The 25004-nt window shown below is 49.0% G+C and carries 22 protein-coding genes; 1 reads left to right on the forward strand and 21 read right to left on the reverse strand.

Going from position 1 to position 25004, the window contains the following annotated elements; translation table 11 throughout:
- Positions 1 to 23: 23 nt before the first annotated feature.
- The 9 genes from OZ410_RS10365 to OZ410_RS10405 form a co-directional block, all read right to left on the reverse strand.
- Complete coding sequence (locus OZ410_RS10365) at positions 24 to 2681, reverse strand: GNAT family N-acetyltransferase (RefSeq protein WP_277707891.1); 2658 nt, start codon at positions 2679 to 2681, stop codon at positions 24 to 26.
- The gene (locus OZ410_RS10370) at positions 2671 to 3288 is read right to left on the reverse strand and encodes an acetyltransferase (RefSeq protein ID WP_277707892.1); all 618 of its coding nucleotides are present in this window, start codon (positions 3286 to 3288) and stop codon (positions 2671 to 2673) included. Before OZ410_RS10370 ends, OZ410_RS10365 begins: the two co-directional genes overlap by 11 nt.
- Positions 3289 to 3319: 31 nt before the next feature.
- Positions 3320 to 3955 (reverse strand): acetyltransferase, encoded by a 636-nt coding sequence (locus tag OZ410_RS10375; RefSeq protein ID WP_277707893.1) that lies wholly within the window; start codon positions 3953 to 3955, stop codon positions 3320 to 3322.
- Between the two features lie 16 nt (positions 3956 to 3971).
- On the reverse strand, positions 3972 to 4583 hold the full coding sequence (locus tag OZ410_RS10380) for a sugar transferase (protein ID WP_277707894.1): 612 nt from the start codon (positions 4581 to 4583) through the stop codon (positions 3972 to 3974).
- 89 nt (positions 4584 to 4672) lie between these two features.
- A complete protein-coding gene (purN, locus tag OZ410_RS10385) occupies positions 4673 to 5329 on the reverse strand; it encodes a phosphoribosylglycinamide formyltransferase (protein ID WP_277707895.1) in 657 nt (218 codons plus the stop codon).
- Positions 5313 to 5921 (reverse strand): sugar transferase, encoded by a 609-nt coding sequence (locus OZ410_RS10390; RefSeq protein ID WP_277707896.1) that lies wholly within the window; start codon positions 5919 to 5921, stop codon positions 5313 to 5315. The genes purN and OZ410_RS10390 overlap by 17 nt, the downstream gene beginning before the upstream one ends.
- Before the next feature lie 134 nt (positions 5922 to 6055).
- Positions 6056 to 6667 carry a sugar transferase gene (locus OZ410_RS10395; RefSeq protein ID WP_277707897.1) on the reverse strand — a complete coding sequence of 204 codons (612 nt, stop codon included), beginning with the start codon at positions 6665 to 6667 and terminating at the stop codon, positions 6056 to 6058.
- 2 nt (positions 6668 to 6669) lie between these two features.
- Positions 6670 to 7731 (reverse strand): hypothetical protein, encoded by a 1062-nt coding sequence (locus tag OZ410_RS10400; protein ID WP_277707898.1) that lies wholly within the window; start codon positions 7729 to 7731, stop codon positions 6670 to 6672.
- A 150-nt stretch (positions 7732 to 7881) separates the two neighbouring features.
- Positions 7882 to 9045, reverse strand: coding sequence for a glycosyltransferase family 4 protein (locus tag OZ410_RS10405; protein ID WP_277707899.1), 1164 nt, complete (start codon positions 9043 to 9045; stop codon positions 7882 to 7884).
- A 347-nt stretch (positions 9046 to 9392) separates the two neighbouring features.
- Between OZ410_RS10405 and OZ410_RS10410 the strand changes: the two genes are divergently transcribed.
- Positions 9393 to 11447, forward strand: coding sequence for a NosD domain-containing protein (locus OZ410_RS10410; protein ID WP_277707900.1), 2055 nt, complete (start codon positions 9393 to 9395; stop codon positions 11445 to 11447).
- A gap of 14 nt (positions 11448 to 11461) precedes the next feature.
- Here OZ410_RS10410 and OZ410_RS10415 read toward each other — a convergent pair whose 3' ends face one another.
- The 12 genes from OZ410_RS10415 to OZ410_RS10470 are packed head-to-tail and all read right to left on the reverse strand — an operon-like array spanning position 11462 to position 24961.
- A complete protein-coding gene (locus OZ410_RS10415; RefSeq protein WP_277707901.1) occupies positions 11462 to 12835 on the reverse strand; it encodes a phenylacetate--CoA ligase family protein in 1374 nt (457 codons plus the stop codon).
- Positions 12836 to 12842: 7 nt separating this feature from the next.
- Positions 12843 to 13901 (reverse strand): glycosyltransferase, encoded by a 1059-nt coding sequence (locus OZ410_RS10420; protein WP_277707902.1) that lies wholly within the window; start codon positions 13899 to 13901, stop codon positions 12843 to 12845.
- Positions 13901 to 15031 carry a CapA family protein gene (locus tag OZ410_RS10425; protein WP_277707903.1) on the reverse strand — a complete coding sequence of 377 codons (1131 nt, stop codon included), beginning with the start codon at positions 15029 to 15031 and terminating at the stop codon, positions 13901 to 13903. Before OZ410_RS10425 ends, OZ410_RS10420 begins: the two co-directional genes overlap by 1 nt.
- Positions 15032 to 15037: 6 nt before the next feature.
- Positions 15038 to 15928 (reverse strand): glycosyltransferase family 2 protein, encoded by an 891-nt coding sequence (locus OZ410_RS10430; RefSeq protein WP_277707904.1) that lies wholly within the window; start codon positions 15926 to 15928, stop codon positions 15038 to 15040.
- A gap of 4 nt (positions 15929 to 15932) precedes the next feature.
- Positions 15933 to 17033: an EpsG family protein gene (locus tag OZ410_RS10435; protein WP_277707905.1), complete on the reverse strand. Its 1101-nt coding sequence runs from the start codon at positions 17031 to 17033 to the stop codon at positions 15933 to 15935.
- 11 nt (positions 17034 to 17044) lie between these two features.
- Positions 17045 to 17617, reverse strand: a complete 573-nt coding sequence (locus OZ410_RS10440; protein WP_277707906.1) for an LbetaH domain-containing protein — start codon at positions 17615 to 17617, stop codon at positions 17045 to 17047.
- Complete coding sequence (locus tag OZ410_RS10445; protein WP_277707907.1) at positions 17617 to 18741, reverse strand: glycosyltransferase family 4 protein; 1125 nt, start codon at positions 18739 to 18741, stop codon at positions 17617 to 17619. The genes OZ410_RS10440 and OZ410_RS10445 overlap by 1 nt, the downstream gene beginning before the upstream one ends.
- Entirely contained in the window at positions 18741 to 19871 is a 1131-nt protein-coding gene (locus OZ410_RS10450; RefSeq protein ID WP_277707908.1) for a glycosyltransferase family 4 protein, read from the reverse strand. The genes OZ410_RS10445 and OZ410_RS10450 overlap by 1 nt, the downstream gene beginning before the upstream one ends.
- Positions 19864 to 20841 carry a polysaccharide pyruvyl transferase family protein gene (locus tag OZ410_RS10455; protein WP_277707909.1) on the reverse strand — a complete coding sequence of 326 codons (978 nt, stop codon included), beginning with the start codon at positions 20839 to 20841 and terminating at the stop codon, positions 19864 to 19866. Before OZ410_RS10455 ends, OZ410_RS10450 begins: the two co-directional genes overlap by 8 nt.
- A 14-nt stretch (positions 20842 to 20855) precedes the next feature.
- Positions 20856 to 22145: a hypothetical protein gene (locus OZ410_RS10460; protein ID WP_277707910.1), complete on the reverse strand. Its 1290-nt coding sequence runs from the start codon at positions 22143 to 22145 to the stop codon at positions 20856 to 20858.
- The gene (locus OZ410_RS10465; protein WP_277707911.1) at positions 22142 to 23662 is read right to left on the reverse strand and encodes an oligosaccharide flippase family protein; all 1521 of its coding nucleotides are present in this window, start codon (positions 23660 to 23662) and stop codon (positions 22142 to 22144) included. The genes OZ410_RS10460 and OZ410_RS10465 overlap by 4 nt, the downstream gene beginning before the upstream one ends.
- A gap of 21 nt (positions 23663 to 23683) precedes the next feature.
- Entirely contained in the window at positions 23684 to 24961 is a 1278-nt protein-coding gene (locus tag OZ410_RS10470) for a nucleotide sugar dehydrogenase (protein ID WP_277707912.1), read from the reverse strand.
- Positions 24962 to 25004: the final 43 nt, after the last annotated feature.

Below are 25004 nucleotides of genomic sequence, written 5' to 3' on the forward strand. Positions count from 1 at the left end.
GGGCAACCAAAGTTTTACAAAAGTCATACCCGGTATCTCGGGAAATAATTGGCATCCAGGGCTTCAAATTCCACCTCCAGCTCCTGAATATGGATTTGGGTCAGTTCCCGGTATATATCGTGCATCAGGATTTTCCGCCCCGTATAGAACATTACATCCGGGTCCCGGGGGAACATGGATTTTTTGTGGCGGTACAGGCCGTCGTCATTGTGCCGGCCACCACCCAGCACATAGTGCTGGAAGCCGGCCGCGGAAGCCCATTTCAGCAGTTCCACCCGCAGGAAATCGTTGGGGCGGTACTGGAAATAATCGCTGTAGGTCCCGCCCAGGAAGGCATGTACATTTTGGTTTTGCAGGATTAGTAATTCCATGGAACACGTAAAGCCATCCTTTTCCACCCAGGCAATGGCAAATTTTTCCGGGCGGTAATACACCAGGTGTTTAAAGAACGCCAGGGAAAAGAAATACATGGTAGAGGCGTGGTTCCGGTCCATGGTATCCGTATACAGGTTGTGGAAGGTTCGGATCAGGCCTTCCCCGATTTCGGCCCCTTGTGCGATGTGGAAGGTAAGTCCGGCCTGCTGCGCCTTTCGGTAATTGTTGCGCACCTTGGGTACAAAATGCTCCCACTGTTCTTCCTGGTCCGGGAGGATTTTCCCGTATATATTCTTCAGGGTGGGCTTCAGGCTGCCCGAGTATTGCCGGTGGTTGCCGTACAGGTTAAACCGGATGAATTCCGAGACCACGCCCTGTTGCCGGTACCAGTGATCTACCCGCTGCCAGAATGCCGCAACCAGGTAATCCGGGGCCCCCTCCCGGATGAGCGGCCCGCTGTAGCCGTAAGGGGAAATGGCATCAAACCAGGGTCCGCCTTCAGCCGCCTCAAGGATGGGCCGGATGATCATGGGCATCATCACCTGGGTTTGCCCGCCCCTGTCCAGGAATTGGAAGGCCACCAACCGGTTCTGGTCCTGGTGGTGGTGGAACATATAGGGTAAACAGGCATAGGGGTTGGCATCCCAATGCGCATCCAGCAATTGGGTGTAGGTTTCCCGGGCTTCTTCTTCGGTGCCGATTTCAAGTACCTCCAGGCTCAGGGATTCCAGGGTATCCCGGTGCGCCCAGGGTTCTGCCAAAACTTGGGCCAGCATCCCGGACAGCCAGATAATCCGGCCGCAATGCTCTACGTGCCATACCGCGTTGCCCTGAATAACGTTACCCCCCAGCAACGGGCCCACCACATGAAGGTTGGGCGAGGTCTCCAGGCGGTCGTTTACCTCAAAGCCAATACGGGAGGCGTTCGGTACGGCCAGTTCCTGATCCATAAGGTTGTGCACCAGTTCCGGCGCCTCCCGGGAGTACAGGTCCATGGCCCCGGCACAATTAATAACCAGGGTCACAGGCCGATCCAGCATCTTGTCATTCCCGGAAGGGGTATCAGTGTAATGCAGGTGCCACTGCCCGGTTTCCGGGTCCCGTACCATATCCTGAAAACGCCCGGCAATATGCTCCAGGCGGTTTTCGGCCTGCAGGGCCTCCAGGGTTTCTACGTAATGCTCCCCGGCGCAGCGTTGGCGGCGGCCAATTTCATTGCCGTAGCGGCAGGCAAATTCAGCAAGTTCCAGTTCGTCCAGCCTGCCCAGTAGTTCGCCCACGGCCTGGGAGACCACCCCAACGGTGCTGCGGGCCCCCAGGTCTATGGCTGCGGCCCGGTCCAGGTCCTGGTTGGCCGCCTGGTAGATCTCCCTTGCCGAGATTTTGGCTTTGGCTTTCAGGCGCTCCAGGTTGACCGTCTTATAGGACTTGAGTTTTTCCTGGTCCGGGCGGGCATCCGGCAACAGCCCATAGGTGGAGAGGATGTAAAAATGGCCATAGCAGTCCCGCAGGCCTTCCATGTCGTTCAGGCGGTAGATCACCTCCAGGGCACTGGCATTGGCCCCGATCACGGCAATGTTCAAAGGGGAGCCTTTGGTTTTGGCAAAGGCGGCCACCTGCTCCAGGGCTGCTCCCAGGCCTTTGTAATACAGGTCGTTCAGGAAGAGCAACCCGGATTTTTCTTCCCACCGGTGCTGCCCCCAGAGCAGGCGGTTGGGCATGGACCCGATCCCCAGGACCACCTGGTCTGCGGTATACCCGATGCCTTCGGTGGTGGCCAGGGCCCAGGTATCGCCCTGTCGGGAGAGCCGGTTAACTTCCCCCTGCACAAAACGCACCGTGGCTGTGCCCTGGGTTTTGGCTCGTTCCAACTGGCTTTCCAGTTGCGCCTTTAGGTACTGCCCAAAAAACATGCGGGGCAGGAAAATATCTTCCCACTGGTTCGCATCAATCTCCTCCTGGTGTTTTTCCAGCCAGTTCCGGGAACGTGTGCCCCCTTCCTTTCGGAACTGTTCCAGCAGGGGCGCTTTGTTTTCGGATAGCCAGGCGGTAAAGCGGCTGCGTTCAGGTTCGGGCAGGAAATCCCGCAGGCTGGTTATAAGCAGGACAGCGGCGCCGGAACGCTCGCCATAGGGGATGCCGGTAATGAATTCCGGGTATTGGTCCAGCACCAGGATTCCCATGGGAAGCCCGGTAGGTTGCCCTTCCAGTTTTTGCAGGAGTTGGAGGAGGGTAAAAGAACTGGAGATACCCGACCCTATAAAAGCCAGGTGATACTGTTGGTTTGGTGTTGGTTTATTCCCCATTTTGATATCGAATTATTTTCCCCGGGTTGCCTACCACTACGGCGTAGTCCGGCACATCTTTCAAAACCACGGTACCTGCCCCGATCACACACCATTTGCCGATGCGCACCTTGGGCAGCACAAGGGCTGCGGCCCCAACGTGGGTGCCTTCGCCCACTTCCACATGGCCGGTCAGGGCGGCTCCGGGGGAGATGTGGACATAATCCCCGATCCTATTATCATGGTCTACGCTGGCGCCGGTATTGATGATCACATGGCGCCCCAGGCGGGTATTGGGCTGGATTTTACCCCCGGCGTAAACTACAGTGCCTTCCCCGATATGGGCGGTAGGGCTCACCACGGCTCCGGGGTGGATCAGGGTGGCATAATGGCCGCGGATCAGGCGGGACAATTCTGCCCGGATGGCATTGTCGCCCACCCCGATGATGATCTCGTCCCCGGCGTGCGGGAAGGCCTCGGGCTCCAGGCGGATGCCCGGGCGTACCTGCCCCTCGGACGGATGGGCTACCCCGGGGTCGTCGTCAAAGTAGACGGTAATGGTATACCCCAGCAGGGCGGCCACATCCTGGATAACGCGGGAGTGCCCCCCGGCCCCGTATACCCTCAAATTTTTATCCGTTTTTCCCAAAATATATTACCTAATCGGTAGGTTTTTCGGTTTTGATAATCCGCCCCGGGTTGCCTACTACGGTACTGTAATCCGGCACGTCGCGGATTATGACGGCCCCGGCCCCGATTTTACACCACTTGCCGATCTTCACCTTGGGGATCACCACGGCCCCCACACCCACATGGCTGCCTTCGCCTACTTCCACATGCCCGCACAGGGCTGCCTTGGGGGAAATATGGGCGTAATCCCCGATGATATTGTCGTGGTCCACACTCGCCCCCGTATTGATGATCACATGTCGGCCAATGCGGGAATTGGGTTGTACAATAGCCCCGGCAAACACCACGGTCCCTTCGCCAATCTGGGCGCTAGCGGCAATGATGGCGGTCGGGTGTACGGCCAGGGCAAATTCGCTTTGCAGCACCGCGGCAATTTCGGCCCGCTCCGCATTGTTGCCAATGGCGATAATGACCGGGTCCCCGCTGTGGGGAAAATCTGCCAGGCGCTCCCGCACCCCACCGGCAATGGCGGATTCGGAGTAGGCATGGTGTGCGCCCTGGGGCTTGTCGTCGAAGGTTTCGGAGACCACCATCCCCTGGAGTTCCAACACCTGCCGGATCACCTGGGAGTGCCCTCCGGCACCGTAAATACGTATCTTTTTCATGTTCTAATGGGGGAATTTAATCGGTGGGGTTGCCCTGCCATACCGGCATAATGGTGTTCCCGCTCTGGTTCACGTCTTCCTTGCGGAAGACCTTGATGAAGGTCCTGATTAATATCTTCAAATCCAATAAAAAGCCCAGGTTTTCCACGTACCAGACGTCGTAGGCAAACTTCTCCTCCCAGCTGATCGCGTTGCGCCCGTTTACCTGGGCCCAACCTGTGATTCCGGGGCGCACCCGGTGGCGTTTTTCCTGGGTGGAATTGTACAGGGGCAGGTATTCGGGCAGTAAGGGCCGAGGGCCCACCAGGCTCATATCGCCTTTCAGGACATTGACCAGTTGCAGGAGTTCATCCAGGGAATATCTGCGCACAAAAGCGCCTACGGGGGTAATGCGGTTGGGGCTGTGTACATCCGTATCCCGATGGGGATCAAAATCCCGCATGGTTTTGAATTTCAGGATGCGGAACAGTCGGCCGTGTTTCCCGGGGCGTTCCTGGGTAAAAAACGGCGTACCCCCATTGGCCATGGTGAGGAGCAGCCCCACCACCAACAGGAGGGGGGAGAGCAGGACCAACCCGGCCAGGGCGGCCAGCAGGTCCAGGATTCGCTTCAGGAAATGTCGGTACATGGGGCTAACCGGGGTTGCTTCTTACCTCAAAAATAAAGCGGGGTAAGGGGAATCCCGCAAAATTTAGGCAAACGGGCCAAATCTCCGGTTCAGGCCGCGAGCAATAGAGCCAGGAGCCCGGATTTTTCGGCCAGGGCCTGCAGGAAGCGCCCGGGAATGTGGTGGTTGGCCACCTCCCTGAAGGTGTCGCATAGGATTTTTTTGCCCGTTTGCAGGAACCTGGGGTAGACGGATTCCACAGTATCTCCCGGTTCCAGGCGAATAGGCTCCTGACAGAGGATCACGCCACGGTCAATTTCCGCATCGATAATGTGGGTAGTGATCCCGGAAACGCGTACCCCCATGTCCAGGGCTTCCTGTATGGCTTTGGAGGTGTTGCGGAAGGCCGGCAACAAGGAAGGGTGCACATTCAAAATGCGATTGGGGAAGGCCTGGAGCATGGCATCCCGGATGCGGTATTTGTAGGCCAGCATAAAGACGTAATCCACTTCCAGGGCCTGAAGCTTTCCTATCAGGTCCTGCTGGTAGGCTTCTATGGAAGGAAAAGCCCGGGCAGAGGTGTTAAATACCGTGATCCCCATTTCCCGGCACCGGGCCTCCAGGGGCGTCTGCTGCCCGTCGGTCACCAGGGCGGCAATCTGGTGTTGCCCCAGGCGGCCGGCTTCCTGCAGGTCCAGGCAGGCCTGGGCAGAGTTGCCATAACCGCTGCACAAAAAAGCCCATTTGATTTTAACTTCTGTATTCATCGAGGTCAATCATTTGTGTGGTTGGGAGGATAACAATATCGGAACGCTTCAACACCTTCAGGATGGTGCGGGCAACAACCCGCAGGTCCATCCCCAGGGAAAGGCCCTCCACGTATTCCATATCTTTCTGCAGGCGCGCATCCCACCCCAGGGTGTTGCGGCCGGAAACCTGGGCCAGGCCCGTAATCCCCGGGCGCACGCTGTGGCGGATTCGTTCCTGCTCCGTATAAAACGGCAGGTAGCGGATGAGCAGGGGCCGCGGCCCGATAAAACTCATATCCCCTTTCAGCACATTGTACAGTTGCGGAATCTCGTCCAGGGAGGTTTTGCGGATAAAGGCCCCGGTGCGGGTGAGTCGCTCTGCATCCGGCAACAATGCACCGGTGGCATCTGTACGGCTGTTCATGGTCTTGAGTTTATACAGCCTGAAAATCTTTTCGTGCAGGCCGGGGCGACGCTGGGAAAAGATGGGGTTTTCCCGGGTTTCCAGATAAATAAGCCCGCACAGGATAAGCAGCAAGGGAAAAGCGAGGATAAGCCCCAGCAAGGCAAAGATCAGATCGAAGCTCCTTTTAAAAACCTGTTGATACATACATAAATAGATGCGTCCCAATTCCGAAGGTATTTCCTCCTACCCAAAAAATAGGAATTTTTTGGATAAAGGGCGCGGTTTCGCCGCCGCCCGTAAACCCTGGTGGCGGAAAAGGAAATGGTTTGTTACGAGAATTATTCGTCCCCCGTGCCCATAAATTCAGGCATATTCAGGTTCTCCGCACTGTTTACCCCTTCGCGGATCAGGACCTTCCGGGCGGTGCGGAAAAGGATTTTCAGGTCCAGCAGAAAAGACTGGTACTCTACATACCAGACGTCCAGGGCAAATTTCTCGCTCCAGGTAATGGCATTGCGCCCATTGACCTGTGCCCAGCCGGTAATCCCGGGTTTTACCTCGTGCCGCCTGCGCTGGAAGTCGTCATAGCGCTCCAGGTACACCGTTAACAGGGGGCGGGGGCCCACCAGGCTCATATCGCCTTTCAGGACATTGATCAGCTGGGGGATCTCATCCAGGGAAAACTTGCGGATAAAGGCCCCAACCGGGGTAATCCGCTGTTCATACGGCAGTAATTCCCCCTGCGCATCCGTGCGGTCGTTCATGGTCTTGAACTTAAAGATGCGGAAGATTTTTTCGTCTTTCCCGGGGCGGGGTTGCAGGAAGAAGGGCTTTCCCCGGTTGGCGACCAGCAGCAACAGGGTCAGGATAAGCAGGATGGGTAAAAACACCAGCAATCCCAACAGGGCGAACCCGAAATCCATCAGCCGTTTCAAATGGCGGTACTCCATGCTCAGGGGTTGTTCCGGTTCCAGGTGTTCAGGGTTTCGGCAATGTGCTCCAGGTGCTGCTGCCCGTAACGGAAGTCAATATGGAGGTTCAGGAAATATTGCCACTCCCGGTTATCCGGCCATAAATTGGAGGGATAAATTTCCCGTTCAATCAGGAAGGATCGGAAGGACGTATAGGCCGCTGCATCCTCAAAGAGGAGCATGAGACCAAAGGAAGGATGTCCTTGCCTTTGGATGATCCGGTAATGCCTGCTGGGTGTTAAATGCCCAAAAAGGAACGCCAGGTGCTGCTCCTTGATGCCCAGTACATCTACCTCCATCCATCGGCGTACGTAATCCTGGTCTCCAGGCCGCATACGTACGGGTACATGACTCACATCCAGCGCTTCTTCCACTTCGGCAATCTGCCCCAGGTAGAGGCTTTTCTCTACCTGTTCGGTGCCGGTCAGGTAGGCGGTTTTATGTTGCATGGCGGTGGCCATCAGGTCCCAGGCGGCGTACAGGGCAGGGTCTTCTTCCAGCGGGTCTACCGGCAGGGTGCCCCCCGGTTTCCAGCAAATGCCCCCCAGGGGGATGGGCAGGGACTTACGCAGGGAAACGAAGCAATAATCGGCCTGGCTATGCAGGCTTTGCCGGCTCAGCCAGGCATGGGAGTGGTCTTCAATGATCACGGGCCGCTCTCCAGCCTCAAAAATGGGCATTTCGGAAACCCCCCAATAGTTATTCACCACCAGGATATCCGTAGCCGCTATCCCCGGGGGCAGGGTAATGGGTTGGGCAGGGTTAAATGGATGGGAGGGGTAATACGCCAGATTGGGGTAGTTGTGCTGCATCCAACGATTTACATGCTGGCAGTAGTATTCCGGCATCCAGATGGTGAGCACCTCCCGCTGCTGCTGGATGTGCGAAATCAGAAACTTCAGGGCGTGCCGCCCGGAGTAGAACATCCGGTAGGCTTCCGGGAAATCCACCGGAAACTGTTGCTGTAGTCTTTGCTGTATTTCCGGAGTAATACAATGAAAATAAGATCCGTTTTCCCTTTTGGTAAGCTGTTTCCAGGGCATGGGCTAGGGTGTAGGCATTACACTACAAATGAACGGTTTTAAATCCAGAATCCGAAGCCATTCCGGGTAAGAAGTAAAAAGAATGGTTAAAAAAACAAATGGCAGATTTGTACCGGTAAGACGGCCTAAGGAAACCGCTATATAACCGGGTTAATTCCGGGATTCCCGCTCCAGCCGGCGATACTCCTGCAGGATGCAATCCCAGACAAAGCGGCGCTCATACCGGTCCCCGATCAGCTGGCGGTAGGTTGCCGGATTTCCTGCCGGGGGGTCGGTTAATACCCGCTTCATTTCGGTGTACAGGGCATCCGCGTCCTTGGGGGGTACCAGGGTACCGTTTTCCCCTTCCCGGATAATCTCGTTACAACCGTTAATATTAGATGCGATACTATAAAGTCCCATGGCCCCGGCCTGCATCACCACGTTGGGAAACCCCTCCCGGTAGCTCGGAAAAACAAAACTGTGGGAGAGGGCCATAAACGGGCGGATGTCCGATTGCCACCCCAGCTCCAGGATGGCATCGGTGTCCTGTATGGCCTGGTAGGCCCAGGGCTCCAGGGGGTCCAGCTCGTTTTCGTACGGGCCGATAAGCAGCAGGCGGGTCTCTGGGAAATCGGCATGGACCCTCAGGAAGGCCTCCAGCAATTCGTGGATGCCCTTGTCCCGCACCAGGCGGCCCACATAGCAGTAAACATACTGGCCGGGTTCCAGACCCAGGGATTTCCGTAGGGCCTCCCGGGCTTCGCCAGACACCTGTGCCGGGTCAAAAAAGTCGGTGTCGATCCCGTTGGAACTGCCCTGCCCGAGTACCTGCAATTTGCGGGCCGATGCAAACCGGTGCTCCAGGGCAATCTGCCGCAAGCCTTCGGAATTGGGGTAGACCCGGGTAGCGCAGCGGTAAGTAAACCATTCCACGGCGTTCAGCAATGTTCGTTTCGCGCCCCGGGCTTCCACCAGGGGCATGCCGGCAATGGTATGCAGGCGGTGGGGTACGCGGGCCAGCCAGGCCGCAAACATCCCCAGGGTGCCTGCCTTGGGGGTATGGGAGTGTACCATATAAGGGCGTTCCCGCCGGAAGATGCGGTAGAGCTGCCAGAGCGCCCTTAGGTCCTGAAAGGGCGTTATTTTCCGGGTCATGGTTACCGGGATCACCCGAATGCCCTCCTGTTGGGCCACCCGCTCCAGGCCCGGGCCCGGGGAGGAGATCCCCACCACTTCATAATGCTGGCTCATAAATCGGGACTGCCCCTGGAGTAATCCCCCCAGGGAGATGGGAACGGTGGTGATGCGGATGAGTTTCCGGGGTGTTTCCATAGGTTGTCAGGAAGACTGCTGCGGGGCGGGACCCCCGTGATTCATAACTCAAAAATAAGCCGCAAAAAAAGACTTTTCCCACAAGCCGCGGCAATTAATCTGCAAAACCCGGATTAAACTCGACCAGGGGAAATCCGCGGGGGATTCTACAGGCTTTGTGGCCAGATATTTGGGGCCGAATGGAAGGCCAGGATGCAGTTCATCGATTTTTTTGTTAAAAAATGCCAAGGCGACATCTGCATTTTATCGATAAAACGTACCTGTGAGTGTAGTTCATCGAAAAAATTATACTAAACAACGAGTTTGCTGCCTTATATAGTAAATTCACGCACCCCAAATTTTTTATCATGCTGAAGAGCACCCCCAAGCAACTGATTTTCATGGCCACCTTCCTGGCCCTGGGCACGGTTTTTTCATCCTGCGCGGACGAAGACCTGATGTCTGAATTGTTTGAACAGCAACAACAAAATACGCCGGAAGAACCCGGTTCCGAAAACCCGGATACCCCGGAAACCCCTCAGGGTTCCAACCAGGATCCGGGAGACCCCGTAACCTTCGAAAGCCAGCTGGAGATTAACAGCACCCCCTGCGATTTTGGCCTGGATACCCTGCAGGCCAACGGCACCCTGGCTTTGGAATGCAGCCTGGACCTGGGCGGGCAAACCGTTACCCTGCCAGCCGGGGTTACCCTGGAGTATGCCGGGGGGCAGATCATCAATGGAACGCTGGTGTTTAATGGGGGGTATATTGACGGGAAACTCATGAACAAGGATCTGACCCTGGAAGGTAGTGTTTCCCTGACTTCGGATACCTTCCAACTCTTTCCGGAGCGGTGGGAGTTGGTGCAGGGGCAGACTACATCGGAAATTGCACAAAGGAACAATGATGTGCTAGAAGGGTTGATGTTTTACACCAAAGAGTTGGGTGCAAGGACCTTCGTTATTGATGAGTTTGATGCTTATTTTGAAATCTCCAAAGTAACAAGTACCACTACTAATCAAAATTTTTATAATACCATTGAGTCTATTAATGTGCCCGGAAATTTCAATCTTGAAATGTCAGAAAGAACCTTTCTAAGAGTATTTCCAAACGATCGAGAAAATGGTGGAACCTTGCTTGCTGCTAGGGAGGTTTCCAATGTTGTTATTCGTGGTGGTAATCTTGTGGGTGATAGGGATGAGCATGATTATTCCAAGTCAAATCCAGGTGAAGGTGGGAATCATTTGTTCTGGGCCCATGGTGCATCTAATGTACTTGTTGAAGGTGTAAACATGTCTATGGGTTCTGCTGGGGCTTTAGTCATTAACTCAATTAACTTCACCTTCCAGGACAATTATATTCCGTCAAATGGAATTACAGTTCGAAATTGTGTCTTTAAGGACAATAGAAGGATGTCGACTGCCATTACAGACGGGTTTAATCTTGTTATTGAGGATAACACCTATATTGACACAGGACTTGACCGGCAAAATTCTGATGGTGGGGTTGTTGGATATGCAATAAACGTGGAAGCGGTGAGAGCTAGAGATGCATCCGGCAACTTCATTTATTACGAACGAGCTTATGATATCTTAATTCGGAATAATTTCGAAAGAGGTAGTCGAATTGGGGCAATTACTGTTAGTGTTGGTGAAAATGTAACAATTGAAAACAATGACCTTGAAAACAAAATTACCTATTCACTTACTTCAGGAACCAAAATCTTAAATAATAGATTGGTTGCTTCAACTGAATCAGCTAAAACCCCAGCCATTCTTGCAGCAGGAAATGGTGAAACTGTTTTCAATAATCAAATATCCGGAAACTATATTGAGGGTTATGGAATTGGTATAGCAGCTTATCATGGGGAGTTAATAATTAGCAATAATACATTGGTAAATAATGGAAATGGTATACAACTTAAAGAATTGAATAATACAGATATTTATAACAATTCAATCTCAAGTTCGCAATCCGCAAGCCGCGGTATTTCCTTTCAAATTTCACATGGGAATGATGTTAGGATTTTTAATAATGATTTTAATGTTATAGCAAATCATTTATATTTTGTTCAGGTTAATCAGGAGATAGATTTTATAAACAACCTGATTCAGATTTATGATAATCGGCTTAATTCTAGTGCGACTTCAATTTTTTCTGTAACAAATGGAATAATATTTGAGCGCAATAGTTCATTTGGCCGTGTCCAAATTTCCAATTCTTCTTCCGTAAGACTTATTGAAAACATTATTGATTCGGCGAATTCTCACGGTGTTAATTTGACAGGAATAAATCGAAATATTGAATTAAATTCCAATACAATTGAATATCCTGCAAACACCAATTTTCAGTGTATATATATTGATAACGCAACTTCTCCTACGGAAGTTTTATTGGATAATAATGAGTGTATAGGAAGCTAAATTGCTACTGATCCTTATTTTAAAAAGTGGTGAATATTGTTTTTAACAAGGCGATATTTGCCACTTTTTTCTACTGGTATATGGTCTACCCTTTTAAATTTAATCTCCATCTTAGTTCCAACCCTTTCCGTTAGGTTTTCGATAAATTTTTGTTGATCCGAATCGTCAAAAATATTCTCGTCAACAACGGCATTTACGTGTATGGCTTGTACCTCATTTTGCATTATCTGGAATTGTAAAACGCCCTTAACTCCTTTAAGACAATTGGAAATGTTGCCAAGATTGATTTTACCAACCTCTTCCGAATAGATATAGTCATTTATTCTTCCTGAGATTTCCTCAACTAGAGGATTGGCATTTCCACAGTCACATACCTTGTCGGATAAAGTGATGGTATCTCCAATGTCATAACGGATCAGTGGAGTACCATAAGTGGTAAAAGAAGTTACGACAAGCCTTCCACTTTTGGAGGCTTGATTATTCTCATCCAGCACTTCAAATACACCGCTGCGTAATTCCAAATGCAAATTGCGTTTTGAGCATTCGAATATAAAAGGAGCGCCTTCGGATGATGCATATTGATCATACATCCGGGTTTTAAAATAGGCTTCTATCTCTGCTCTAATCTCGCTGGTGACCGTTTCTGCGGTTGGAAAAATAGCTTTAATGGTATTTTTGGGGAAGTCCAAATTGTTTAACCTGCCAAATTTTGCTATTTCGTACATGGTTGAAGGAAACCCTACCATGTATTCTGGTTTGTATTCGATCAGATTGGCGATGTAAGCAGTCAGGTTTTTCGGGTGAATATGGAAGGTTGAATAGTATCTAACTTTATATATCCAATCCGTTTTCCAAAATTTATATTTATTCAAATCTCCGGGCGTAAGCAAAGTTTTACCACTAAACCAGGCGGTTCTTTTTCCCAACTTGTAGCCATGTGCTTTACGAAAGTTATCCAAAATAGCAAACCGCTCTTCTACATCTACAGGACGATAAAGCACTTCAAGAGATTTGCCCGTAGTTCCCCCAGTTTTTGAAAGGACCCCCTTTTTTTTAGCTATAGTATAGACCTCAGTAAGGTTCTGTCTTATTTGTTCTTTGTTTACAATAGGTAGTAAGCCGATTTGTTCAATAGATATACCGGAGACATCTTGTGGAAAAAGCCTTTGGTAGAATGGGGAATGTTTTGCGGCATACTGAACCAAATCCTTGAATTTGCGTTCCTGGATCTCTTCTATGGCCTTAATCGGATGTTGAATGCTATATTCTTTTAGGAGTCTTCTGTAGTTTTTACCATATCGGATATTGTAAGCCTTAATATTATAAAGGGATATCATCAACTCCTGAAGAAAATTAGGACTATTCCTGTATATTTTGTCTAATATCATAGCTAGCCTACGCGATATCGTGATATATTTCTAAATGTTTATTTACAGTTCGGGTAATATCATACTGCAATGACTTTTCGGCACACCTATTAGCTACCTCTTTATAAAGCTCAGGATCATTTATTAATCGCAATATTTGAGAGGCCAATTCTTGTTCATTTTCATCTTCAAATAATAATCCTACATCCCGGTTTATCTCCTTTAGGCCATTTACATTGCTTGTAATCAATGGCTTGCCGCTTGCCAGGCATTCGAGTGAAGAAATAGAAAGGCCTTCAGAGTGAGAAGAAATCAGACAGATATCACTACTTTTTAGGAGTTCCGGGATATCCTTTCGTAATCCCAGAAAATGAACTCGCTTATTTAGGCCAAGCTCTATTGCCAATTTCTCACATGACTCGCGAAGATGGCCATCTCCAACCAAGAGCAGGTGGATATGATCTGGTAAATGAAGCAGGGATTTAATAGCTGTTGGCTGGTCCTTAGTAGGATTAAACCTCCCAACCATTATTACTTTTACCGTTTTATCGGTAATACCTTCAATCTGTTTTGGTTTGGCGTCGCGAAACCTTGCCAAGTCTATTCCATTTTCTATTACCACGTATTTCGAATTTCTGAGCTTTAACCATGAGGAAAGTGTTTCTTTGGCTTTTTCGCTTATGGTTATCACCTTCCGATAACGCATGTAAGTAAGTTGCTCTATGGGCCAAAAAAGCAAATTGGATCTACGCTTGTTATAGGTGCAGTGTTCGGTAACTACAGTCGGTTTGGAAGAAAAGGATAGGGAGAGCCAGTATTGGCTTGGGAAGAGATGGGCATGCACTATATCGAACGCCTTAATCATTTTTCGAATAAAAAAAATATTGAGGGGCGAATAAATAGGATATGGACTATATGTAATACTAATGTTGTCATCCAACAACTTTTGTAAAAACATATCTTGATTTTTACTCAAAACAAGGAGTTCTACGTGAATACCCTTATTTCGGATAATCGAGGCCATGTCCGCAACAAGTTTCTCGGCTCCTCCAGCTCCCAGGGAATTAATAATAAGCAGCAATCGCATTAGTAAAGATCTTTATCTAAAACTGCTGTGAAAATTTCATGATGGGTCTCACACTTAAAAAGGTTTAAAAGCAAGGTGTCATGACTCTTCTGCAGGTTCAGTGGTTGTGGGAGAAGCCCCATGGAAATCAATTTCCTTAAATATTTGTTTTTTACTCGCAAAAGGTTTCGGTAACCTTTACTCTGAGTTTTAATATAATTGCGCCATTGTGCCTCAAATAGATCATCGGTGGTGATAATCCTATTCAACTCTTTAATTCTACTATCAAATTGTTCTTTTTGCTCGGGCAATAAAACCTTTAACCTAGGGTCTTCCTGCCTGCCCTGATAAAAAGGAATAAGGGCAAAATTTGTATTACCATCGCTTAAGGATAAGCGCAGGGCCGCCCCTTTGGTCCATTCGCCTTTTTGATATTTCCTTTTAAAGTCAAAAATAAAATTTCCCAAACTGTAGAATATCGGTCGGCCTCTATGAATCTCATAACCGCTAAAGCAATGTGGGTGATGGGCTACAACAACATCGGCACCTACCTCAATAAAAAACCTGAAAGTATTCCGAACACGTGGTGTAGGTAATTGATAGTGCTCTCTACCGCCATGATATATAACTATAACAAAATCAGAGGTTTTCCTGGCATCAATAATCTGCTGATAATTTTGAATGAGGTCCAATGGATTGGCACCTGCCAAAGAATCGGTTGCTGTGCAGAATTCATTCTCTGCAATGTTGATAACGGCCAACTTCTTACCTTCTATGGTCGTTAGAAAAGGTTTTTGGGCCTCAGTTTTATTTAGATTAGCACCAACAGTTTGAATACCCGATTCTTCACAGACTCGTAAGGTATCTTCCAAGCCTTCGAGGCCAAAATCCATTATGTGATTGTTTGCCAGCGTTACAAGTTTGAACCCTGCCTCCTTCAAGAAATTTATTGCTGATTCAGGTGCTTTTATGCATGGGCCGGTCTTAACTATTTTAGAGTTAGAGGAAGTCAGGGGGCATTCCAAATTAGTAATAGCTAAATCAGCCTTATTAATTTCGGGCAAAAGTTCACCAAAAATTTCATTAGGGGTTTCTATATAGTTTAGAGTACGATTGATAGGGCAGAAGTCCCCTGTTATAAGTATCTCCATTGAAATCTATTTAAGGCCATTAGTTTTAGCCAATATGTAAAAGAATAGTAGTATTCCTGGGAATAGTGCCAAATAAGTAAGTCCAAGGTTTGGCGATTTATAAAAAAAACTGAAGTCTTTTATCTGAAGTTTGCTGGCCACATAATGAACAGCATTCTTAAAGCGTTGTTTTAGGGTCCATCCATATTTAATAGCCACTTCTCTGGAATATATAAAACCGCGTGGATGCCTTCTATATTGCTTGAAAATATTTAAAGAAGATCCATCTGGCAAATATTCTACAATGCAAACCACTTCATTAAGAATAAACAGTTTATAATCCTGATCTATTTGCAAATAAAGTGACCCAAGTGGTACGAATCGTTCACCTGAAAAAATTGGATAGGGCTCATATTTTTTAACAACCTCTGTCCTGTAGATAAGTTTCTTGTCGCCTGTTATTTTGAATTCATGATACAATTCATTTAACGCTGCTTCTTTAAGCTCGGCTGGCATTTTTGTTCCAATAATCTCTCCATCCTTATTAGCATCCAGGGCAACAATGCCTGCCAAATGATCCTGGCCCTGTATTTCTTTCCAGGCAAGCGCTATCTTTTCAACCGCATCAGAAGGCATAAAATCATCAGAATCAATACATACATTTAATTCCGTGTTTATCAGGGCATATGCCGAATTATGCGCCCCATGCATGCCTTGATTTTTTTGATAATGGTAGCGGATGTTTACCTTCTTCTCTTCTATCCAACCAGCTACCAATTCCCGGGTATTGTCGGTTGAGCCATCGTCAATGATGAGCCATATAAAATCTTTACGAGTTTGGCGGACAAGACTATTATAGCATTGCCCCAGGCAATATGCCCTATTATAAGTTGGTGTAAAAACCGTTAAGAAAGACATAGAATTATCCTGCATAGTAGATGTAATACATTAAGTAGGTAAACGCAAAATACGCGGCTATGATGTTGGACATGATTAGCCCTTGATTCTTAAAAAAGCTTCCTTTGAGGATTGGATATATAATGATAATGGCCATCATAAACCAGGACAGGTAGGCAAACCGGTTAGAATAATTGGCTTGTATAACAAGAATCCAAAACGCATTGCATATCAAATAGGTATTTAATAATCTATTATAAAATGGGTCTTTGAACTTCTTCTTAATCACAAAAAACCACCCTGCAAAAACAGCGAAAGCAGAATGAAATAAGAAGTCCCAGCGAAATCCAATGTTCGAAGAAGTGCCCTCCAGACCATCTTCCAGGAGATAGGTCGATGCCCTGTCATCAGCAAACCCCAAACCTGAAAAGAATGCAATCCAAAAACCGCCGGCTATCAAAGAAAGAGGAATAGCAATTAACCAACCTTTGAAATATATACTTGGCTTATTAAAAATAAATGTGACGGCATAGGCCAAGCAAGGCAACAATAGTGTTTTGTGGATAGAGATGGCGATTAGGAAGAGAAGAGTGTTTATCAAAATGTGCTTTCTGAAGCATACCCCTAATAGAAATAAAGATGTTGCAACGCCATTGCGGACCCCATTAACGCCATAAGTCCAAAAGGAGAAGGACACCACAAACATGATGAATGCATAGAACCAAAACTTCTGAAAGAGTTTCTTTGATATAAAGAACATTGGTACTATGTACAGCGTACTACAAAACGTTAAAAACGTATTAAAGCCAAAGTATTTTGAAAAAAATTTCATCAGGTAATACCAACCCATATCTGGCAATTTATCGGGATAGGTGCCATGTTGAAAATTCAAATACGCCCGATAATAATTGATAGTGTCACCGAAGTAAACACCACTTATTGGACGTTGTCCTATATAAAAAATCAAAAAGACCAGTAATAAATATCCTGAAGTATTAATGAATATCAGGTTTCTTTGATCTGAGGCAGGAATGACAAGTGTGTGGAAATAGGAAAATAGAACCAGGAATAAACACAGGTTTATATAAATAGGATAATAAGCCTCTAACGAGATAAAATCGAACACTTATTAATTTTTTAAGACTTAACTCCTTTAGGAATAATCCTGGCAGGATTACCAACCACAGTAGAATTAGGTGGAACGTCCTTCACCACCACCGCCCCGGCGCCAACCTGTACATGGTTTCCGATAGTAATCCCTCCGATAATGATTGCCCCGCTATAGACGGAGACATTGTCCCCAATCACTGGCCTTTTTCCGTCCACTTCTCCAATGGTCACCAATTGGTTTACATAGAAATTGGCGCCTATGGACTCTGCATTCAGGATGGTGGCATACGGGTGGGCACTGATGAGGCCACCCGCAATCTTGGTGCGGGGGTCAATGATAAAGTATTTCTCGCGCGGGCAGTAGATCCGCAACAGGCGGGACCAGGCTATCCCTCGTGTGCGGTAATAAAATATATTTCGAAAGTCCCTTGAAAAGGTCAGGAAATGCAGCAAACGCCGCCCAGGTGATCCTGTGATTCCATGCCGCTTCCCCCACCGTTCCAGGTCCTGCAGGATGTGTTCCCGGTTTGGGGAAACCCTCAGCAGCAAGAGGTGTGGCAGCAAAAATGGCGCATAGAGCAAGGCAAAAAGTCTGAACATCAGCTTTTTTGAACTAATTTATGAAACATAGCCGTCCATAGGGGCATTACTTCGGCCACCTTGAACTTTTTTACGTTATCCCGTGCCGCTTTTCCCATAGCTTTTAGAATATCTGCAGCCCGTATAAGTTCCAGGGCTTTGTCGGCAAATTCCGCCTGCTGGTCCATGGGGATCAGGATTCCGCTTTCAGGGGTCAGGATGTTTCGCGGGCCATGGGGGCAGTCATAGGATACCACCGGCAGGCCACAGGCCTGGGCCTCCAGCAACACCAGGGGAAAACACTCATTCCGGGAAGTCATAAAATACAGGCTGGCCTTCGCCATTTTATCTTTGACGCGGTTGGTTTTTCCCTTGAAGATTTTTTCAGGGTTTAAGCCCAGGTCCCGGGCTAGTTGCTTTAGGGTATCCACATAACCCGCTTCCCCATCCCCGTAAATATGGAGCTCCCATTCCGGTGCTTGCGGACGTATCAGGGCCCAGATGTGTAAGAGGTCTTCGAAGCCCTTTACCGGGGCAATACGCCCGGCAGCCATTGCAAGGGGTTTACGGCTCTGCGGAAGGGTTTCAGGGAAAAACGTGGTCGGGTTGGGAATCACCTCCACATTGTCCGAGAAGAAATAGGTGGCTTCTTCCGGGTTCAGGACCACCAGACGGCTGTATTTCTTTTGTACGTAGTCCCCGAACTGCAAAAAGGCTTTTTTCTTCCAACTGCCCGGGTTTTCCCGTGCTGCTTTTTCAATCCATTTGGAAAAATGGAATTCCTTAACTGTAGGGGTCTTTCGTAATACCAGGGGAACGAAAAAGGTATCCGTACTATGGCTGCAGACCACCAGGACATCGGGTTTCATGCGGCGGACATGATTCTTGAGCCTCAAGGTATGGGCAGGAACTTTCAGCAGGTTGGCCGGATGGAAATAGGAGCGATGGCGATGGTAATTAATACCGAGATCGGTAAACTGTATGCGGTCGTCAAAGGAAAAGCACGGTTCCTGGTCCTTTTGTTCGGATGTCAGGATGCTGACCCGGTAACCCGACTGGGCCGCCAGGTAATTGGCCTTGATGGATAATACCCGTTCAATCCCGCCATGCAGGTATACCTGGTCAATAAGGAACAGGATATGCATCAGGCTTCCTGGGTTTCGTTTAGTAATTCCCTGAAAAGGGCATCCCATTTGGTTCCAATCCTGCCCACCGTATAGGCTTCCACATCCTTTCGGGCCTGCGCACCAAATGCCTTTCGTTTTTCAGGGTTCGCCATTAGGGATTCCAAGGCATTGGCCAGACCCTCAATATCTCCATTAGGGACCAGCAGGCCATTCGCGCCATCAGTTATAATATCAGATGGCCCGTAGGGGCAGTCAAAAGAAACACAGGGTACCCCATAAGACATGGCCTCAGTGAGTACCATCCCGAAGCCTTCATAGCGGGAAGACATCACATACAGGGATGATTCCTGGTATTTGCTGCCAATGTCCTTTACCGGCTTATGGAAATGCACGCAGGCATTCAGGCCCAGGGTAGCCCGTAATGATTCCAGTTTCATGGCCGTGGCATAGGAACCGTAGATGTGCAGGTGCCATTCGGGAAGCCGGGCGTGGACCTTGCCCCAGGCCTCTAACAATCGGTCATACCCTTTCTGAAAACTCTGTTTGCCCACGGCAATGACCCTGGGCGCTTCAAGGGAGCTGAGTTCGGTTTCCGCCGGATAAAATGAAAGCGGGTTGGGGATCACTTCCAGGTTGGGCAGGTTCCATTCTTTCTTATTGCCCTCGGTAAGCACTACAAACCGGTCAAACCTGCGCCCGCCATAGTCCATAAGCCCAAATTTTACCGTGGTAGTCAGACGTCTGAACAACCCGGGGGTTTCGGTGCCTATTTCGGCATTTTTGGAAACGTGACGTTCGTAAATAACCGGACAGGGAGTATTGAATAAAACGGGAAACAACATCCCTTTCAAGCCGTCGTCACAGACCGATATCACATCGGGTTGGACCTGTTTTAACAAGCGGTTTACCCTGCGCCAATATTGGAAAGGATAGGCAGGAAGGGTTCTCGGGATATCCGCGTAGTGCATCGAAATTTGGGTACCGAAATCATAAAAGGGTTCTTCATGCTCTCCAAAAAGGGAAGCCATATGTACGTCATACCCCAGGCGCTCTTGCAGATAACGGGCTTTGACAGACAGTACGCGTTCCAGGCCGCCGGGGCCGTGGATGGAATTCGTAATATAAAGAAGCCGGATGGGTTTAGACATAGGTTTTTAGTGCTTCCCGAACTGTGTACTTCATGGCTTCTGCCAGCTCGTGGTGTTTTTCCAGGTTCTTAACCTCGGTGTTTGTGGTGATTTTACCCTCCCACTCAAAATTGGCCGAAAATTCGCCCGTCCTGCTATCTACATCCACACGGTTAAACAGTTCCAAAATACCGTCAAAGCGGCAGGAATCCACAAAACTATCGAAACCGTTCACAAAAATTACCGGGGTACCCAGGGCCAGGCAGGGGAGGGCACAATGGATTCTGGAAGTGATCACTAATCTGGCCCGGGCATATTTGTGCAACAAGTCCTCTGCCATCTGGAATTTTTCTTCGTCCGTATAGGTGTTAGAAGGTGGTTCCTGGTTCACAATATGGGCCTTTTCGAAAAGCTCCGGTGCAATAAATTTCCGGAGGTGCCTGTTCTTTTTGCCCAATTGGAACGCCTGCCCATTCAGGATGTTTTTGATGGTGAGCTTGAGGTTGTAGAACACCTTCTCCTTCCTGGGGTAACTGTAGAGGGGATCCACAATATAAATATCGTCCCCGCGATCCGAATCGTCCACCTTATAACTGTCCAGCGTAAGAGTCAGGCATCCGGTAAAATAGGCATCAATCCCTTTACCCCGTAAGGTCTCCGCAGTAAATTCATCCCTGCAGCCTATGGGCTCATGTGCTTTTAAGTACGCGATGCCCTTCTCGGAAAGCATAAAGGGTGCCGCTGTATTGTTCATATGGAATGATACAAATACCGGTTTAATAGCATCACTGGGCACCCAATTATGAATATTGTGTGTAAACCAGCCATTCATAATAAGCAGTAAGGGATCCCCAGAGTATTCGGCAAGCCTTTCCCGATTGACCAGGGTGTCTACCCTGGGCAGAAATTGTTTGGCCGCCAGGCTCTGGATGTTATCCCCAACATTGAAAAATCGCTTGTTCTCGTCGTATGTGAGTAGGCCGTATTTCATTTTGTATTTCTATACTATGATGTTCTTCCCCGAAGGGTCCTATATATTTTTCGAAGGAACGGAAATTTATTCCGGATTATAAAGCGTAACCGTCCAATCGGGTCGGTTTTCTTTCGTATCATATTGGCTTCGATCATTTTGTCCAATTCCCCATTGCGTATGCGATCCACTTGTTTTTGTTCCAGCGTCTCGTTGTCAAAAACATAAATGCCACGCGACAGCTTTGCTTTTTCCATGAGCTCCCACCAGAAATACCGAACGCCTTTGCTGGCTCCCTGCTTGCCAACCATGTTAAAGATTCGATTGTAAATATCTGCAGTAACCTCAAAGCCATATTTATTTGGGTCTTCCCCATTCAGGATAATCCCCAAGATGCTCCTGAAACACTTCTCGCAATTACTGCAATTGAAGGAGGATCGCAGTTCGGAATAGCATACACGCAACCGGAATGCCTGCTCCTGCTCCCGGGCAAAGGCAACAATGCGGTCTACCTTTTCCTGCCGCCGAAGCTCGTAACCATCATGGTGCACCTGAACGCCTGCCCAGCGGATCAATTCGTCCGCGGTTGGGGTGGAACCCCACGAAATGTCAACTTCCTTCGTATAGGAGGAAGCAATATAAATATGACTGAATCCTTCTTTGACTGTAAGCGGTGCAAGAGCACCGATCAAGGACATGCCATGCTGCACTTTACCCCACCAGCCTATATCCCTGAGCAATAATTCAACCTGGTAGGTATAAAAGTCTCGCACATTGGTCCGGATATAGAATTTTTCGTTCTCGGACAACAGATTCTCCCCTTCTATAAAATCGGTAAAATCGGTCCACTGTTGGATGTCGCCCAAGGCTATGTCTGCGCCATGCAAGGTGACCAGTGCCGGTTTCTTAGCGAAGAGGTGTATATAGGTTGCATAGGCATCCACCCCGCCACTAAACAGCATAGCCGTTTTGTTGCCCTTAATTTTGGGGGTGTCCGACAGATTTTCCGAAAGAAGATTACCGGAAAGGTTATATTCTGGGAATTGACGCTGGAATTCGGTTCGTAATTGTTTACAGGCCTCAAAAAACTCGGCATCGACTTCCTCTACCCGTAAATCAAACCCTGCGAACCAAGCAATGGGTAAGAAATTGCTGACAAACGGGATGGCCAGGATCCCCTTGTGAACATCCGAAACGTCATAAGGGTATTCCACAAAGAATTGGTCTTTCCCTGTAAAAAGCTTCTGTGCCTGGCCCGCTGCCTGGTACTCATAGGTCACCTTTTTATTGCCATTTGACATTTGTATGTCGGTCAATACTATCATTTCGTTTTTCCAGATTTTAGAAGCCTTGCGGGGATCACCTGCAAAATCAGGTTTCGTTCGAACGAGTTCAGGCCCCAGCGATACATGATTATGGCATAAACCCCTGAATACAGTATGGCTTTAAGGCCAAAGTTGATCCATCCGGACCCGGGAATCCACCATATGGCATAACCAATAAGTAGGATAATCAGGAACGATACCAGGGTCTTTTGAAGGAGTCCCAAAAAGAAGCGCGGAATGTTCAAATGGATTTTAAAGTGATAATAGAAATTCATAATGTTTTGCCCGATCATCCACCCGGTTACCGAGCCCAGAATCATGCCGATAGCACCATAGCTGCGGGTCAGGTAAGCTCCTAACAATGTGCCGAGTATAAGGAAGGTAAGGTAAACAATGGCTTTGAACCTGAGTTTATTACAGGCTTCCAGTATGGAATTGCCAAAACCTTGAACCAAAGGCAGGGTGTAGGCAATCATAATGATAAGGGCAATCCACCAGGAATCGCCATAGGTTTCACCAACCCAGAGTAAGATAAACTGCTGCCCATAAAGTAAAAAAGCCCCTAAAATATACATGAGGACAATAAAGGAAAGCCGCCCAACCTTTATCATCATATTGGTTAGTTCCTCCGCACTGGCATTGCCTACCGTCATCTGTGTGGCTCTGGGAAGGAGTACCCCGGTTATCGCACTTGAAAAAGCCCCATAATAAGACCCTAGCATTACCCCGATGGCAAATATGGCCACTAGGGTGGTATTGGTCATAACCCCTAAAACCAACTGTCCCACTTTCCATTGGAACTGCCCGACCAATACAAAAATGAAAATCCATACCGAGTAGCCAAAGATTTTAGCAAGTAATTCCCGATTCCAACTATAAAGGCGGATATGGACTTTGATCTTGCGAAAAACATAATACAGGATAACCCCGAAAAGAATGATGTTAAGTGTAACATCCAGGATCACCAGGGCTACAGCTTTGCCCCCGAGCAAAAGAAGGCCTATGACCAGGACTGACCTGACCAGATATCTAATCAGTTTAGCAGCCTTGGGGTAGGCGAATCTTTCGTACCCAAAGCAGATGCCTTCAAAGGCATTGGCCGGAAGGCCAATGGCCAGGGCGAATACCAGGATGGCAAACATAATCTTCGCCTTGCCTATTTCATCCGGGCTCAGGGAGTCCGCAAATATGGCCTCCAGATTCATGTAACATACCCCACCGATAAGCAATACAAGTATTGAAATAAAGCCGTAAATGATCAGGGTTGTCGCCAGGAAATTCGCTTCCCCTTTCTGGTCCTTCTCTGCCTGATACTTGGCTACAAAGCGGATAATCGTATTGGACAGTCCAAAATCAAGGATAGAAATGTATCCGACAAACGCCCCGATCAGGTTGAAAAGTCCAAATTCCTCGTCACCCAGATATCGGATAATAAAAGGGGTAATGAGCAAGCCAACCAAATTTGTAGTCAGGATGGTTGCATAATTCAGGATCGCCCCTTTCTTAATCTGGCTCATGGAGGAGGAGGGTGTTGGTTTTTACAACCTACCGTGTACCGGCTCTTTCAGGATTCCTTTCACGTCGTACAGCACGCCCTCCGGTTGGCGCAAGCTGCGGAGGTCCAGGCCCTGGAAGGCCTTGTGGGCAACGGTTAGCACCACTGCATCAAACGGGCCCTGCGGGCACTCCTGTATGGTTTCCAGGCCGTATTCATGCTGCACTTCCGCAGGGTCTGCCCAGGGGTCGTACACGGTTACATTCGTACCGTAGTCCTGCAGGCTGCGGATCACGTCCACGGCCCGGGTATTGCGCACGTCCGGGCAGTTTTCCTTAAAGGTAATTCCCAGCACCAAAACGTTGGCACCCTTGATGTGCACATCGTTTTTCACCATCAGTTTGATGACCTCGGAAGCCACGTACCCGCCCATACTGTCGTTCAGGCGGCGCCCGGCCAGGATAATCTCCGGGTGGTAACCAAATTCCTGGGCGCGCTGGGCCAGGTAGTACGGGTCTACCCCAATGCAGTGGCCACCCACCAGCCCGGGTTTAAAGGGCAGAAAGTTCCATTTGGTGCCCGCGGCTTCCAGGACGGAATGGGTGTCTATGCCCATCAGGTTAAAGATCTTGGCCAGCTCGTTTACAAAGGCGATGTTGATGTCCCGCTGGGCATTTTCGATCACCTTGGCGGCTTCGGCTACCTTGATGGTGGGCGCCAGGTGGGTGCCGGCCGTGATCACGGAGGCGTACAGGGCATCTACCTGCTTCCCGATTTCAGGGGTGGAACCGGAGGTGACCTTCAGGATTTTGTCCACCGTGTGTTCCTTGTCTCCGGGGTTGATGCGCTCCGGGGAGTACCCAGCGTAAAAATCGGTATTGAACGTTAGCCCGCTAACCCGTTCCAGCACGGGCACGCATTCCTCCTCGGTTACCCCAGGGTATACGGTAGATTCGTAGATTACGATATCTCCTTTTTTAAGCACCTGGCCCACCGTTTCGCTGGCGCGGTACAGGGGCGTCAGGTCCGGGCGGTTGTTCTTGTCTACGGGCGTGGGCACCGTAATGATAAAGACGTTGGCCTCCTTCAGGTCCTCCAGGGTGCTAGAGGGGTAGAGCCCATTTTTGCCCGTCCAGGAAGGCAGCAGCACCTCCTGCAGGAGGTGGTCTTCCACCTCCAGGGTGCTGTCCGTGCCCGAGGCGATTTCGGCCACGCGCTTCTGGTTGATGTCGAACCCGATTACCGGGAAGCGGGTGGCAAATAGGCGGGCCAGGGGCAGCCCCACATATCCGAGGCCGATTACGGCGATGTTTTGGCTCATATGCGCGTTTGAATATTTTGTTTGTTTTAAAAGGCGTTTGGCA

Source organism: Robiginitalea aestuariiviva, assembly GCF_029537735.1.
Taxonomy (GTDB): domain Bacteria; phylum Bacteroidota; class Bacteroidia; order Flavobacteriales; family Flavobacteriaceae; genus Robiginitalea; species Robiginitalea aestuariiviva.